Origin of the sequence: Salibaculum sp. (assembly GCF_035270045.1) — a bacterium.
In the GTDB taxonomy this organism is placed as follows: domain Bacteria; phylum Pseudomonadota; class Alphaproteobacteria; order Rhodobacterales; family Rhodobacteraceae; genus Salibaculum.
The window spans coordinates 1-13,706 of sequence record NZ_DATFIP010000041.1 but is presented as its reverse complement, the minus strand read 5'-3'; the positions used below and the strand labels follow the sequence as shown (position 1 = coordinate 13,706).

Below are 13,706 nucleotides of genomic sequence, written 5' to 3'. Positions count from 1 at the left end.
ATGGCCGAGTATCAGAACATATTCACGCAAGTTCAGGTCCAGGGCGCCCCCGAGATGGGTCTGGACGACACCGGCGGCCGCCTGATGGCCGAGCGCGCCGGCACGCCCTTCTTCTCGAAACTGCTGGGCCTGTTCGGCAATGCCCAGGTGGGGCCGATCAACCTCGGGATGCTGGGGCTGATCAGTCTGGCGACCGGCTTTTTGTGGTTCACCATCGTCGGCTTCAACATGCTGGCACAGGTGGGTTGGTCGATCCCCGAGTTCCTGCGCCAGGGCTTCTGGCTGGCGCTGGAACCGCCAAGTCCCGAACATGGCCTGTCGATCCCGCCGCTCAACGACGGGGGCTGGTACATCATCAGTTCCTTCTTCCTGCTGGTCTCGGTGCTGGCCTGGTGGGCGCGGTCCTATCAGCTGGCCGTCAGTCACAAGATGGGCAAGCATGTCTTCTGGGCGTTCGGCTCGGCGATCTGGCTGTTCCTGGTGCTGGGGCTGTTCCGCCCCGTGCTGATGGGGTCCTGGTCCGAGGCCGTGCCCTACGGCATCTTCCCGCACCTCGACTGGACCACGGCCTTCTCGATCCGCTACGGCAACCTGTACTACAATCCGTTCCATTGCCTGAGCATCGTGTTCCTTTACGGTTCCGTGCTGCTCTTTGCCATGCACGGCGCGACGATCCTGGCCGTGACCCGTTTCGGCGGCGACCGCGAACTGGAACAGATCGTCGATCGCGGCACGGCCAGCGAGCGGGCCGCGCTGTTCTGGCGCTGGACCATGGGGTTCAACGCCACGATGGAGGGCATTCACCGTTGGGCCTGGTGGTTCGCGGTGCTGACCCCGATCACCGGCGGCATCGGCATCCTGCTGACCGGCACGGTCGTGGACAACTGGTTCATCTGGGCGCAGGAGCACAACTTCGCGCCGATGTATGACGGATCTTACGGCTACGAGGCCTACGGATCCTACGAAAGCTTCATCGGGCAGGAGGATTGATCCATGTTTCCCAAGTGGTTTAGCGACTGGAACCGGGAAAACCCCGTCAACATCTACGGGCCCGCGATCCTGATCGGGGTGATCGGCGCCGCGGTCTTCACCGCCTCAATGCTGGTGGCCTTCGGCAACCCGGTGCCCACCAACAGCATGCAGACCGGCCCGCGCGGCACCGGCATGTCCGTGCCTGAGTTCCGCGCCGACCTGGCCGAGCCGGACCCTGACATCGCGCTCATCTTCGAGGATCCGCCGTTCCCGCCGGAACCGGGCGAGGCGCTGGCCGGCGAGGTCTACGAGAACGTCCAGGTGCTGGGGGATCTGACCGACGCCAATTTCAACCGGTTGATGGCCGGGATCACCCGCTGGGTCGCCCCCGAGCAGGGCTGCGCCTACTGCCACGGCGATGGCGGGCTGGAAACCTATGCCGAAGACACCCTCTATACCAAGGTCGTCGCGCGGCGGATGATCCAGATGACCCAGAACCTCAACGAGAACTGGGCCGGCCATGTCAATGCCAACAAGGAGGTCGGCGTCACCTGCATGACCTGCCACCGCGGTGAGAACGTGCCCAGCGACATCTGGTTCAAGATGGGCGATGTCAATGAATCCGCCGAAGGCTGGTCGGCCAACCAGAACCGGGTGACGGCGCAGTCGCAAGCGACCTCGCTGCCCACCGATGCGCTGGAGAAATACCTGCTCGAGGGCGATATCATCGGGGTTCACGACCTCGCCTCGCGGGTCGAGGGCAGTCCCGCCGACCCGGGCGTTCCGGCGATCCAGAACGCGGAGCGGACCTATTCGCTGATGAACTATGTCAGCAACTCTCTGGGGGTGAACTGCGTGTTCTGCCACAACAGCCGCGCCTTTTACGACGGGGCACAAGTCACCCCGCAATGGGCCACCGAGAGCCTGGGTATCCAGATGGTCCTGGAGATGAATAACGATTACCTGGTGCCGCTGCGGGACGAATATCCGCCCGAACGGCTGGGTCCGGTTCATCAGGATGCGCCCAAGGCCGGCTGCATGACCTGCCACAAGGGGTATCAGCAACCCCTGCAAGGCACCAACGTGATCGGTGATTGGCCCGAACTGGCCACCTCCGGCACCCCGGTCTACGAGGCCGCCGAATAGAGCGCGGGGGGCGGCGGGCTGCCGCCCACCGCGCGGGCATCGCGCCGCCCGTCCCACGGGCCCCGGCCGCACGGTGTCACAACCGCCGCGAAGGGGGAAACCATGCACGAGAACAGACCTGAAACGCCGCTCCTCGACAGGGTGGCCGGGCCATCGGACCTGCGCCAGCTGCCCGATGCAAAGCTGGCCGCTCTCGCCGGAGAGTTGCGTTCCGAGGTGATCTCGGCGGTGTCCGAGACCGGGGGCCACTTGGGATCGTCGCTGGGCGTGGTGGAACTGAGCGTGGCGATCCACGCGGTGTTCAACACGCCCATGGACAAGCTGGTCTGGGACGTGGGCCACCAGTGCTATCCGCACAAGATACTGACCGGGCGGCGCGACCGCATCCGCAGCCTGCGCCAGAAGGACGGTCTGTCGGGGTTCACCAAGCGCAGCGAGTCCGCGCACGATCCCTTCGGCGCGGCGCATTCCAGCACCTCGATCAGCGCGGCGCTGGGCTTTGCCGTGGCGCGCGACATGGGCCAGCCGACGGGTGACGCCATCGCCGTGATCGGTGACGGGGCGATCAGCGCCGGCATGGCTTACGAGGCGATGAACAACGCCGGGCACGAGGGGCGGCGCCTTTTCGTGATCCTCAATGACAACGAGATGTCGATTGCGCCGCCGGTGGGGGCGATGTCCTCTTACCTCAGCCGGATGTATGCCAGCGACCCGCTGGCGCGTGTGCGGTCCATGGCCGAAGGAATGGAATCCGCCATGCCGGCACCCATGCGCGCGGGGGCCAGGCGCGCGCGCCAGATGGTCACCGGCCTGACCGGCAGTGGCACCCTGTTCGAGGAACTGGGGTTCGACTATGTCGGCCCGATCGACGGGCATGACATGGATCAGCTGCTGCCGGTGCTGCGGGCGGCGCGGGCGCGGGCCACCGGGCCGGTGCTGATCCATTGCTGTACGGTCAAGGGCAAGGGCTACGCCCCCGCCGAGACCAGCGCCGACAAGTACCACGGCGTGTCCAGGTTCGACGTGGACACTGGCACGCAGGCGAAATCCGGGGGCGGTCCGCCCAGCTATACCGGCGTCTTCGGCCAGGCTCTGGCCGACGCGGCCGCGCGCGACCCGGCGATCGTCGCCGTCACCGCCGCCATGCCCGGAGGCACCGGGGTTTCCAGGATGGCCGAGCGTTTCCCGGCGCGGGTCTTCGATGTCGGTATCGCCGAGCAGCACGGTGTGACCTTCGCCGCCGGCATGGCGGCCAGCGGTCTGAAACCCTTCTGCGCGATCTATTCCACTTTCCTGCAACGCGCCTATGACCAGGTTGTGCATGACGTGGCCCTGCAAGGGCTGCCGGTGCGGTTTGCCATCGACCGGGCCGGGCTGGTCGGGGCCGACGGGGCCACCCATGCCGGGGCCTTCGATGTCGGCTACCTGTCCAGCCTGCCGGGTTTCACGGTCATGGCCGCCGCGGACGAGGCCGAGCTGGTTCATATGGTGGCCACCGCTGCCGCCCATGACAGCGGCCCGATCGCCTTTCGCTACCCGCGCGGGGCGGGGACGGGCGTGGCACTGCCCGAGACGGGAGAAGTGCTGGAGATTGGCAGGGGCCGCGTGCTGCAAGAGGGGGCCGACGTGGCGATCCTGTCCTTCGGGGCGCACCTGGGCGCGTGCCTGGGTGCCGCCGATGCGCTGGCAGAGGCCGGTATCGGCGCAACCGTGGCCGACGCCCGCTTCGCCAAGCCGCTGGACGGCGATCTTGTCGAGCAACTGGCGCGCGATCACCGGGTTCTGGTCACGGTCGAGCAGGGGGCCGAGGGCGGTTTCGGCTCGGTCGTCATGCACGAACTGGCCCGCCGGGGCTGTTTCGACCGGGGGCTCGCGATCCGCAACATCTGTCTGCCTGACCGGTTCATCGACCAGGCCAGCCCGGCCGAGATGTATGCCGATGCCGGCATGACCGCCGAAGATATCGCGGCGACCGCGCGCGATGCGCTGGCGGGAACCGGCACGGTCGTATCGCTTTCATCGGCCCGCTGAAGCGGTCGCCCTGCAAAGGTCCCGCCACAGGAAAGGCCGCGCAGTCGCCCGCGCGGCCTCCTGGTCGGGACCCGACGGTCCCGGGTCTACATCGGGTCGTCGCCGGGCCCGACCGAGGCGAGGTAGGCCCAGATGTTCACGGCGTCCTCTTCCTGGCGCAGCCGGAACGTCATTTTGCCACGCCCGGTCTCGCCGGTGAACGCGGTCAGCCAGCCGGTCGGGTCCTGAACGTAGGCGACGAAACTTTCCTGGTCCCAGGTGGCGCCCTCCTCGACTTCGCCCGCGGCGATCATCAGGTCGGAGTAGCGGAACTCCGCGACGGTGCCCCGGGTCCGGTCGACGACCCCGTAAAGGTTCGGGCCGACGCGGCCACCCCGGGCGATGGTCTCGCCTTCGTCATCGACGATCATGTGGCAAGCTGCGCATTGGCGGAACGCTTGTTCCCCCGCCTCGGGGTCGCCGGTGGCGTGGCCCTCGGCCAGGGCCGCTGTGCCCATGGTTGCCGCGGCGAGCATCGCGAGTCTCGTCGTCTTCATTTCGTCCTCCCTCGGTGACATGCGGTGCGTTGTCGCACCCGCCCGGCAGAAGTTAGGCCGCGCGGGTCGATGTCAATGGTGGCTCAGGCCACGGCGTGGGCCAGCGCGCATTGCTTCCACAGTGTCGTCAACGCCTCGACCAAGTGCACCAGGTCGGCGTCGCTGTGCAGCGGCCCGGGGGTAAAACGCAGCCGCTCGGTGCCCTTGGGCACGGTCGGGTAATTTATCGGCTGCACGTAAATGCCGAAATCGCGCATCAGGATATCGGCCAGCATCCGGCACTTGACCGGGTCCTTGATCATGACCGGTATGATGTGGCTGTCGTTGTGCAGATGCGGGATGCCCTGAGTGTCGAGCATCTCGCGCAGCCGGGTCACTTGCCGGCGTTGCTGGTCACGCTCGACCTGCGAGGTTTTCAGATGCGCGATCGATGCCTGCGCGGCCGCCGCGATGGCGGGCGGCAGGGCGGTGGTGAATATGAAACCGCTGGCAAACGATCGGATGAAATCGCACATGGCCGCCGATCCGGTGACATAGCCGCCCATGCAGCCGAAGGCCTTGCCCAGCGTTCCCTCGATCAGGGTGATGCGATGGGCCAGGCCGCGCGCCTCCGAGATGCCGCCGCCGCGGGCGCCGTAAAGCCCCACCGCGTGCACCTCGTCGAGATATGTCATGGCCCCGTGTTTCTCGGCCACCTCGATGATCTCTTCCATGGGGCAGATGTCACCATCCATGGAATAGACGCTCTCGAAGGCGACGATCTTGGGCGCGTTGGCGGGCAGGGCGGACAGCTTGGCGTCCAGGTCTTCCGGGTCGTTGTGCTTCCAGATGACCTTCTGCGCACGAGAATGGCGGATGCCTTCGATCATGGAGGCGTGGTTGCCCGCATCCGACAGGATCACCGCGTCGGGCAGGCGCGACCCGAGGGTCGAGAGCGCGGCCCAGTTCGATACGTAGCCAGAGGTGAAGAGCAGGGCTGCCTCCTTGCCGTGCAGGTCGGCAAGTTCGGCCTCCAGGGCGACGTGATGGCGATTGGTGCCGGAGATGTTGCGCGTTCCGCCCGCGCCCGTGCCGCATTGATCCACGGTATCCTTCATCGCCTGGCGCACCACCGGATGCTGGCCCATGCCGAGATAGTCGTTGGAACACCAGACCGTGACCTCGTCGGGCGCGTCGTCATCATGGCTGCGCGCACGGGGAAAGGCGCCGCACTGGCGTTCCAGCTCGGCGAAGACGCGGTAATTGCCTTCGTCTCTCAAACGGTCGAGCTGCGCGGTGAACATCGCGTCAAAATCCATGGGGTCCCTCCGGTCTTATCGTCTTGGTTGGTGTCTTGGGCGCGGGCAGCATCCAGCGCCAGAGTTTCGCGTCGGGCAGCGGCAGCACCATCAGCCAGTGCTCCAGTGCAGCCAGAAGCGTCAGTGCGGTCAGCAGGGCAAAGCCAACCGCCGCGCCCGGGGTGGGCGCCTCCAGAAGGCGTTCGATCCAGCAGGCGCTCGCCCAGGTCAGGGCGGTGATCGATATCGGGAAGACCCAGTTCAGCCGTGATATCCGGAAATGGCTTGTCATGTGGGCGAGGGCCTCGGGGATGAACTCGGTATTGATCCGGGGCACGCCGAAATAGAGGTTCAGCTTGGCCGAGACCCGCGCGAAGTAGAGCGTGGTAAAGATCCAGGGCGCGACGATATTGGCGGCACCGTAGCCCGCGATCCACAGTCCTGCGAGCGCCGCCGTGAGCAACATCTCGTGATGGGCGATTGTGCCCCAGGCCCGCAGGAACCGTTCCCATTCGGGCAGACGTTCCGGGCAGGGCCGCAGGTTCGGCCCGGTGATCGCCCCGGTAAGGAAGGCCAGTTCGATCCAGCCCCAGATCGCCAGGGCCGAGACGAAGGCGCCGTAGGCCGCGGCGGGCCCGGTCTGGTCCAGCGTGGCCCAGACGCCCCAGGCGCCCAGGGCCGGCACCGGCAAGGTCCCCCAGGTCAGCGCGCGGCGGGCCGCCGCACCGGACCGGTCGGCGCGGCGCACCACCAGAAGGATGATCCCGGTCGAGAACCACCACAGGAACAGCGCGATGCCTGCAGCGACCCAGAGGTTTGCCATCATGGCGCACCCCCGGTGGCCTTCGGGCCAGGATATGCCGGCCAGGTGCCCATCAGTAGGCGGGCTCCAACCGTGGGCTGTCCGGCACCGTGTGCCGCTTGGCCGGGATGAAATACAGCCGGGCAAAGGCCGTGGCGGCCCGGGCCTGCGCGGTCAGCCGCTGCAGGCTGCCCATCAGCCCGCCCCGCTTGCGCGCGGCGTCCAGATCCACATTGGCCCGTTGCAACCGCTCCAGCCCGGCCTGCCAGCGCGGGTTGTCGATATCCAGCGTGATCGGGAAGACCTGCCGCGAGATCTCGGAGGTCTTGGTGAAAACCTCCTGTGCATACCAGTCGGGATCGACACCCAGCGCCTTGTGAAAGGCCGGGCGCTGATGGTCGCGGATATACATCGTGGCAAAGACCGCCGTCAGGAAGAACTTGATCCACAGCACGTTGCGCCCGCTGGTGAGCTTCGGGTCCGTCCGCATCAGCAGCGCGAAGGCCTCGCCGTGGCTGAACTCGTCGTTGCACCATTCGCGGAACCACTTGAACAGCGGGTGAAAGCGGTGCTCGGGGTGTTCTTCGAGGTGCCGGAAGATGGTGATGTAGCGGGCATAGCCGATCTTTTCCGACAGGTAGGTGGCGTAGTAGATGAACTTGGGCCGGAAGTAGGTGTATTTCTTCTTCTGCGTCAGGAACCCCAGGTTCACCGCCACGCCCGCCTCGCGCAGCGCATCGTTGATGAAGCCCGCGTGCCGCGCCTCGTCGCGCGCCATGAGCTGGAACAGCTGCGTGACGTCGGGGTTGGTGCCGCGCCGCTTCATTTCCTTGTAAAGAACGCAGCCCGAGAACTCGGCGGTGCACGACGAGATGAGGAAGTCGATGAACTCCTTGCGCAGGGCGGGGTCCATCCCCTCCCAGTCGACGTGGTCCCAATCCTCGTTCTTCTTGAAGTGGCCCTTGTTGGGGTCGGCGACCATCTGCGCGATCAGCTTGTCCCAGTCCTCGCGCACGGGGCTGACGTCGATCGCGTCCAGCTCGTCGAAATCGGTGGTGTAAAAGCGCGGGGTCAGCAGCGTGTTCGACATCGCCGCCTCGGTCGCGGCCTTGCTGTCGAATTTCGCCTGTTCCTGCTGGATGGCGATGCCTTCTTCGGCGGTTTTCGCATCGGCGCTGTGGGTCGCGCCCGACGCGCGCGCCTGGGATGTCTGCACGTTCATAGCGTCACCTCTTCGGAGAAGGAGAATTCGCACAGTTCCATGACCTCGAAATCGCCGGTCAGGCGGGTCCAGAGCCGTTCCAGCCCGCTGGCGCGCACGATGGTCGCCTCGCGGTCCTCCGTGACGATCTCGCCGAAGGGCGCCATGATCTCGGGGCCGTGGACCTTCACCTCGTCACCCGGATAGACGGTGGCGCCGTTGTTGAACCGCAGGTGCGCGTGAAGCGATTCGAACTTGTGACTGATCTCGACCGTGCAGGGCGCACGTTCAATTTCCCTGGTAAGCCATCCCATTACTGGCCTCCTTCTTCCCTGTTGGCGCATGTCCGTTGTCCCGGGCGGGGTCCCGCCCGCCGGGTGACATGCCTCATTGCGCCAGAAGCCATGCGAAGGCCCCGGCATTGTCCGCGCCGAACCCCATCAGGTCGGCGCTCCAGCCCGTTGACGGGTCGTGGATGGTAAGGCGGCCGTTTTCGTGCCGCTTGAGCGTGACCGGGCCCTCTAGGGCGACCCGGTGTTTCGTGCGTTCGCGTTCGATGACCCGCATCACCCCCGACACGAAGCCGCCCTTGTCGGGGCCAAGGTCGGCGATCAGCGCGCCATCAGGGCCGCGCACCGTGACAGCCCCGGACATGTCGCCGGACATGACCAGGTCGCGCGATTTGACCACGTCGCCCTGCGGCGGCGTGGCGATCAGCGGTCGGTCGGTGAGCCGCGCAAGGGTGACCAGCACCAGCACCGCCATGACCAAGGCGAACATGGCCCGGACCATTGTGCGGGGGATCAGGTCCTTGTTGTGGATGGCGGGGGAATGCGTCTCGGTCTGGGTCATCTCTTGCACCTCGCTATTCGGCGGCCACTGGGGCGGGCCGGGGTGTTTCGGTCCGGGCCAGTTGCGGGGTGTTCACGCGCGCCTCGGCGGCCTCGGCCAGAAGCCCGGCCACCGTCTCGGCAGCGGGGATGCAGCGCAGGGCGGGCTGGGGGTGGCGGATGTGCCAGGGCCGCACATGCGGCCAGCAGACAAGATAGCTCAGCTTGGTGTCGCCCAGTAACTCCAGCGCGATCGTGCCGGTTCCGTTCCGGCGCGTGGTCAGGTCGGCGCGGCCGATCTGCGTGAAAGGCAGGTTCAACGTCACCGTCAGGGCGGCGCCAATGCGCATGGCCACCCTGCGGTTGGTGATCGTGTAGACCGTGCTGCGCGCCTGCACGATACCGATCAGCAGCAACAGCGCCGCCGCGATCCCGCCCAGGATCACGAAGGGGAAAGAGGCCGCGAAGGCGCTGGCAAGGCTGACCTGGTCCACCAGCATCCCGAACCGCCAGAGCGCGAGCGCAACGAAATAGGCCGCGACCCAGCCCAGGTTGAGCGAGTCCCGTGTCAGCGCCCACCAGTCGGGGCGACCCTGCCACAGGATGTGTTCGCCCTCGGGCGGGGTTTCCGGCAGGCCCTCTACGGGCTCCGCGGCGAAATCGTCGTGCTGGGAAGTCATGTCAGGCTCTCCTTTTTCAGCCCAGTTGGGGCTCTTGGCGAGCCTGCGAGGCATAGAGCGTGCCGCCGGCGTAGTAGCCGCAGATCTTCTCTTCCTCGAGCATGGTCACCTGATTGGGCGAGGCGTTCTGCGGCACCCCGGCGAAATGTTTGCCGAAGATCGAACGTACCTTGACCTCGCTCGACTTGATCCGGGCCATGGTCAGCGGGATCAGGCGCTTGCCGCCACCGTGGTCGGCGTCAAGGTCCACCTCGATGTAGCGCACCAGCTGCTCGGGTTCGTCGATCCACATGTCGCTGATGGCGCCGACGACCTCGCCGTCACCGGCGACGACCGGCAGCCCGCGTGGATCGCGCCCGGCGGCCACGTTGAAATGGTCGGTGGCGGCCATGGGCACGATCTTGGGATGGCCGTGGCCGTCAAGCTCGGGGATGTCGCGCCGCGGCGCCCAGGAGGCCGGGCCGACACCGTCGACCATGGGGTCGCCCGTCGGCTCCAGCGGAAAGCCGTTGGTCGCCGAGGTCTTCTCCAGTGCCAGGTCGCTTCGCTCGGGCGTCTGCCCCGAGGGCACGGTGACTTCGCCACGGCCGTGGGGCAGGCTGAAGGTCTTGTCGCGCGGCAGCGGGAACAGACCTTCGTTGGACGAGGGATTGCCCGCGTCGTCCTCCAGCGGGTAGCCCTCGCGCATGTTCTCGCGCTGGATGTAGAAGATCAGCGCGGCGAAGAAGATCCAGAACAGCCAGAGCGACAGGCTGGCCAGGTCCACTTGTCCGAAGAATGTTTCCGTCATGTCCGTGTCCTTTCGAGGGCGGGTCTCATGTGGGGAAGTCGGCCAGGCCGAGGCGGGCCGTCTCCTGTTTGGGGGTTTGCGGGCGACGGGGCGCGTGCCGCACCAGCGGGCCGAGCGCGGCGAGCGTCAGGAACAGCAAGCCGATCTCGAGGTGATAGACGAAGGAATAGCCCGTGGCGGGACTCTGGAGCGCCTCTCCCAGTCGGCCCGATTCGGCCAGCCCGCCGATCCAGTCGCGCAGGCCGCCGCCCAGGGCGATGGACAGCCCGGCAGCGGTCGCCTGGGCTGCGCCCCAGGCACCCAGTGCGAGGCCGTGCCCGGCGGTGCCGGTGGCGGGCATGATCATGGCCGCCGTCAGGGTGGCCACGGCAAAGAGCCCGCCGCCGAAACCGATCAGACCGGCCCCGGCAAAGAACATGACAGCCGACCCCATGGGCGCGGCGAAGATCACGATGGAGAAAGCCGCGACACCGGCCAGCAGCCCCAGTGCGGCGATGCGGAAGGTGCAACGGCCTCGCGACAGCATCCGCCCGGCCAGGGCAAAGCCCAGTAGCGCACCCGCCGCCCAGACCGCCGTCAGGGTGGTCGTGGCCGAGACCGACAGCCCCAGGATCTCGCCGCCGTAGGGTTCCAGCAGCACGTCCTGCATGTTGAACGCCATGGTGCCCAGGAAGACCACCGCCAGCAGGCGCCCGGCCTGTCCGCCGGCAACCAGGTCGGCCCACGCGGCGCGGAAACGGGGACGCGGCGCGGCGCGCTCGGCCCGGCTCATGGGGATGACCTTCTCCTGCTTCCAAAGGGCGATCAGGTTCAGCACGATCCCGACCACGGCGGCGCCCTGGACCACGCGGATCAGCGTGAAGGGCGCAAAATCGCGCAGCAGCCAGCCTATGATCAGCGCCGAGGCGCCCATGCCCAGCAGGAACATCACGTAGAGCAAGGCCACGACACGGGGCCGCGTTTCGTCGTCCGCCCGGTCCGTGGCCAGGGCCAGGCCGGCGGTCTGGGTCATGTGCAGTCCCAGGCCGGTCATCAGGAAAGCCAGCGCGGCCAGCACCTCGCCCGCCCAGGTGGGGCCGACCACCTGCTGGCCCGAAAGCACCAGCAGGGCAAAGGGCATCACAGCCAGTCCGCCCATCTGCCACAGCGAGCCGAACCAGAGATACGGGATGCGTTTCCAGCCGATGGCGCTGCGGTGCGTGTCCGAGCGAAAGCCCAGCAGCGCCCGGAAGGGCGCGATCAGCACCGGCAGCGCGATCATCACCGCGACGATCACCGCCGGAACAGAAAGCTCCACGATCATCACACGGTTGAGCGTACCCAGCAGCATCACCGTCGCCATCCCCACCGAGACCTGGAACAGCGACAGCCGCAGAAGCTGGGCCATTGGCAGACCTTCGCTGGCGGCATCCGCGAAGGGCAGCCAGCGCGTGGTCAGCGCCATCAGGGGGGAGGGACGGCGCGGCCTCATTGTGTCAGCTCCAGCGCCTGCGAGATGTAGAAGCCCGAGGTGACCCGGTCGAGCCGTGCCAGGCGGCCCGGAGCCTCGGCCCTGTGCAGCGCCTTGCCCAGCGCGGCGGGGGCGTGCGGGATCATGGTGGGCGAGCGGTCGGCACGCGGAAAGACCTGTCCGGCCCGCCACATGGCCATCAGCAGCGGCGTGCGCGGGGCCACGGTGAAGACGATCCCGCCCCGGGTGCGGCGGCCCAGCGTGCCAAGCGCGCGGGCGATGTCGTGGCGGTCGTAGTAGATCAGGCTGTCCATCGCCATCACGTGATCGAAGCTGCCGAGGTCAGCGGCCAGCATGTCGCCCGACAGGAAGCGGACCCGGCCCGGCAGACCCGCGGGCAGGCGGGCCTCGGCGATGCCCACCAGCGCGGGCGAAATGTCCACGGCCACCACGTCGGCGCCCCGGGCGGCCAGTTCGGCGGCCATCTGCCCGGTGCCGCAGCCGGCATCCAGCACCCTGGCACCACGCAGGTCGCTCGGCAGACGGCCCAGCAACTGCGCGCGCATGGTGTCCCGTCCGCGCCGCACGGTCTCGCGGATGCGCGAGACCGGCGCATCGCTGGTCAGCCTTTCCCAAGTGCGGGTGGCGGTGCGGTCGAAATAGGTCTCGACCCGGTCGCGCGTGCGTGTCCAGCCCCCGTTGCGCGCGGACAGATCCCCGGTCAGGCCCGGGACGGGCATATTTGCGGACCCGCCGTCAGGCATCAGTCGAACCCCAGCAATTCGAAGATATCCCGATCTTCCATCGGCGCCGGCGCCAGCGGATCGGTGCCCTTCCAGAGCCGCTCTGCCAGCCGGATATATTCGGATCGCGCCATCTGGATGTCGTCCTCGTCGGGCATTTCGAACAGTGTCTTTTTCTTGAGTCGCGAACGGCGGATCGCGTCGAAGTCGGGCATGTGCGCGATGCGGTCGAAACCCACCTCGGAGCAGTAGCGATCGACCTCGTCGGTGTCCTTTGACCGATTGGCGACACAGCCCGCCAGCCGCACCTTGTAGTTTTTCGACTTGGCCTGCACCGCGGCGATGATCCGGTTCATCGCGTAAATGCTGTCGAAGTCGTTGGCGGTGACGATCAGGGCCCGGTCGGCATGCTGCAAAGGCGCGGCGAAGCCGCCGCAGACCACGTCTCCCAACACGTCAAAGATCACCACGTCCGTGTCGTCGAGCATGTGGTGCTGCTTGAGCAGCTTGACCGTCTGGCCCACAACGTAGCCGCCGCAGCCGGTGCCGGCGGGTGGGCCGCCGGCCTCGACGCATTGCACACCGCCCCAACCCTCGGAGACGAAATCCTCGGGGCGCAGTTCCTCGGAATGGAAATCGACCTCCTTGAGAATATCGATCACCGTGGGCTGCAACTGGCCGGTCAGGGTGAAGGTGCTGTCGTGCTTGGGATCGCAACCGATCTGCAGCACGCGCTTGCCCAGCTTGGAGAACGCCGCCGACAGGTTCGAGGAGGTCGTCGACTTGCCGATCCCGCCCTTGCCGTAGACCGAGAACACCTTGGCCCCCTCGATCCGCGTCGCCGGGTCCTGGTGCACCTGCACCGAGCCCTCGCCGTCCCGGCCCCTTGCCTGGTCCCGAAGCTCCGGTATTTCGTCGCGTGGGCTCATCTGTGCCCCCTTCCTGCTTTTTCTGGCCGGACATGTCCCGCGATCCGGGGCAGCGCCCCGTTCCGCAGGTCCGGCCTGGTGCATACGTTGGTCATTCTGCCGCGATCCCTTCCATCCTGTCCTCGATCGCGTCCGCGGCGTCCTGAAGCGCCGCGAGCGTCTCCGGGTCGGGCGTCCAGTAATCGCGATCCGAGGCTTCGAGCAGCCGGCCGGCCATCCGCATCGCGGCCTGAGGGTTCTGCCGGGCCAGCCGCTCGCGCATCTCCGGGTCCAGCACGAATGTTTCGCTGAGCCGCTGGTAGACCCATGGCTCGACTTT

15 protein-coding genes are annotated in these 13,706 nt (G+C 67.1%); 3 read left to right on the top strand and 12 right to left on the bottom strand.

The window, feature by feature from the left end:
• From pufM to dxs, 3 genes are all read left to right on the top strand, one after another.
• Nucleotides 1–990, top strand: coding sequence for a photosynthetic reaction center subunit M (gene pufM, locus VJ897_RS06870; protein ID WP_324054480.1), 990 nt, complete (start codon nucleotides 1–3; stop codon nucleotides 988–990).
• A 3-nt stretch (nucleotides 991–993) separates the two neighbouring features.
• Entirely contained in the window at nucleotides 994–2,118 is a 1,125-nt protein-coding gene (gene pufC / locus VJ897_RS06865; RefSeq protein WP_324054478.1) for a photosynthetic reaction center cytochrome PufC, read from the top strand.
• Between the two features lie 102 nt (nucleotides 2,119–2,220).
• Nucleotides 2,221–4,149 carry a 1-deoxy-D-xylulose-5-phosphate synthase gene (gene dxs / locus VJ897_RS06860; protein WP_324054476.1) on the top strand — a complete coding sequence of 643 codons (1,929 nt, stop codon included), beginning with the start codon at nucleotides 2,221–2,223 and terminating at the stop codon, nucleotides 4,147–4,149.
• Nucleotides 4,150–4,235: 86 nt separating this feature from the next.
• On the opposite strand, the gene VJ897_RS06855 is transcribed toward dxs, so the two are convergent.
• The 12 genes from VJ897_RS06855 to VJ897_RS06800 all read right to left on the bottom strand — a co-directional run.
• Nucleotides 4,236–4,685 (bottom strand): c-type cytochrome, encoded by a 450-nt coding sequence (locus tag VJ897_RS06855; protein WP_414706694.1) that lies wholly within the window; start codon nucleotides 4,683–4,685, stop codon nucleotides 4,236–4,238.
• Nucleotides 4,686–4,768: 83 nt separating this feature from the next.
• Complete coding sequence (gene hemA, locus VJ897_RS06850) at nucleotides 4,769–5,983, bottom strand: 5-aminolevulinate synthase (RefSeq protein WP_324054474.1); 1,215 nt, start codon at nucleotides 5,981–5,983, stop codon at nucleotides 4,769–4,771.
• Nucleotides 5,973–6,785, bottom strand: coding sequence for a putative photosynthetic complex assembly protein PuhE (gene puhE, locus VJ897_RS06845; RefSeq protein ID WP_324054515.1), 813 nt, complete (start codon nucleotides 6,783–6,785; stop codon nucleotides 5,973–5,975). The genes hemA and puhE overlap by 11 nt, the downstream gene beginning before the upstream one ends.
• 52 nt (nucleotides 6,786–6,837) lie before the next feature.
• Entirely contained in the window at nucleotides 6,838–7,986 is a 1,149-nt protein-coding gene (gene acsF, locus VJ897_RS06840) for a magnesium-protoporphyrin IX monomethyl ester (oxidative) cyclase (RefSeq protein WP_324054473.1), read from the bottom strand.
• Nucleotides 7,983–8,279: an O2-dependent cyclase accessory protein gene (locus VJ897_RS06835; RefSeq protein ID WP_084860642.1), complete on the bottom strand. Its 297-nt coding sequence runs from the start codon at nucleotides 8,277–8,279 to the stop codon at nucleotides 7,983–7,985. Before VJ897_RS06835 ends, acsF begins: the two co-directional genes overlap by 4 nt.
• 73 nt (nucleotides 8,280–8,352) lie before the next feature.
• Nucleotides 8,353–8,817 carry a photosynthetic complex assembly protein PuhC gene (puhC, locus tag VJ897_RS06830; RefSeq protein WP_324054472.1) on the bottom strand — a complete coding sequence of 155 codons (465 nt, stop codon included), beginning with the start codon at nucleotides 8,815–8,817 and terminating at the stop codon, nucleotides 8,353–8,355.
• Nucleotides 8,818–8,830: 13 nt separating this feature from the next.
• Entirely contained in the window at nucleotides 8,831–9,475 is a 645-nt protein-coding gene (gene puhB, locus VJ897_RS06825) for a photosynthetic complex putative assembly protein PuhB (RefSeq protein WP_324054468.1), read from the bottom strand.
• Between the two features lie 16 nt (nucleotides 9,476–9,491).
• On the bottom strand, nucleotides 9,492–10,265 hold the full coding sequence (gene puhA / locus VJ897_RS06820; protein WP_324054467.1) for a photosynthetic reaction center subunit H: 774 nt from the start codon (nucleotides 10,263–10,265) through the stop codon (nucleotides 9,492–9,494).
• A gap of 25 nt (nucleotides 10,266–10,290) precedes the next feature.
• Nucleotides 10,291–11,736 carry a PucC family protein gene (locus tag VJ897_RS06815; protein WP_414706693.1) on the bottom strand — a complete coding sequence of 482 codons (1,446 nt, stop codon included), beginning with the start codon at nucleotides 11,734–11,736 and terminating at the stop codon, nucleotides 10,291–10,293.
• Nucleotides 11,733–12,455: a magnesium protoporphyrin IX methyltransferase gene (gene bchM / locus VJ897_RS06810; RefSeq protein ID WP_324054464.1), complete on the bottom strand. Its 723-nt coding sequence runs from the start codon at nucleotides 12,453–12,455 to the stop codon at nucleotides 11,733–11,735. Before bchM ends, VJ897_RS06815 begins: the two co-directional genes overlap by 4 nt.
• A gap of 23 nt (nucleotides 12,456–12,478) precedes the next feature.
• Nucleotides 12,479–13,387 (bottom strand): ferredoxin:protochlorophyllide reductase (ATP-dependent) iron-sulfur ATP-binding protein, encoded by a 909-nt coding sequence (gene bchL, locus VJ897_RS06805; RefSeq protein WP_324054462.1) that lies wholly within the window; start codon nucleotides 13,385–13,387, stop codon nucleotides 12,479–12,481.
• A gap of 91 nt (nucleotides 13,388–13,478) precedes the next feature.
• The coding region (locus VJ897_RS06800) for a cobaltochelatase subunit CobN (RefSeq protein ID WP_324054460.1) at nucleotides 13,479–13,706 on the bottom strand (228 nt) is incomplete at its 5' end.

Coding starts and splice junctions, on each gene's coding strand:
- pufM (WP_324054480.1), top strand. CDS start 1: ATGGCCGAGTATCAGAACATATTCACGCAAGTTCAGGTCCAGGGCGCC.
- pufC (WP_324054478.1), top strand. CDS start 994: ATGTTTCCCAAGTGGTTTAGCGACTGGAACCGGGAAAACCCCGTCAAC.
- dxs (WP_324054476.1), top strand. CDS start 2,221: ATGCACGAGAACAGACCTGAAACGCCGCTCCTCGACAGGGTGGCCGGG.
- VJ897_RS06855 (WP_414706694.1), bottom strand. CDS start 4,685: ATGAAGACGACGAGACTCGCGATGCTCGCCGCGGCAACCATGGGCACA.
- hemA (WP_324054474.1), bottom strand. CDS start 5,983: ATGGATTTTGACGCGATGTTCACCGCGCAGCTCGACCGTTTGAGAGAC.
- puhE (WP_324054515.1), bottom strand. CDS start 6,785: ATGGCAAACCTCTGGGTCGCTGCAGGCATCGCGCTGTTCCTGTGGTGG.
- acsF (WP_324054473.1), bottom strand. CDS start 7,986: ATGAACGTGCAGACATCCCAGGCGCGCGCGTCGGGCGCGACCCACAGC.
- VJ897_RS06835 (WP_084860642.1), bottom strand. CDS start 8,279: ATGGGATGGCTTACCAGGGAAATTGAACGTGCGCCCTGCACGGTCGAG.
- puhC (WP_324054472.1), bottom strand. CDS start 8,817: ATGACCCAGACCGAGACGCATTCCCCCGCCATCCACAACAAGGACCTG.
- puhB (WP_324054468.1), bottom strand. CDS start 9,475: ATGACTTCCCAGCACGACGATTTCGCCGCGGAGCCCGTAGAGGGCCTG.
- puhA (WP_324054467.1), bottom strand. CDS start 10,265: ATGACGGAAACATTCTTCGGACAAGTGGACCTGGCCAGCCTGTCGCTC.
- VJ897_RS06815 (WP_414706693.1), bottom strand. CDS start 11,736: ATGAGGCCGCGCCGTCCCTCCCCCCTGATGGCGCTGACCACGCGCTGG.
- bchM (WP_324054464.1), bottom strand. CDS start 12,455: ATGCCCGTCCCGGGCCTGACCGGGGATCTGTCCGCGCGCAACGGGGGC.
- bchL (WP_324054462.1), bottom strand. CDS start 13,387: ATGAGCCCACGCGACGAAATACCGGAGCTTCGGGACCAGGCAAGGGGC.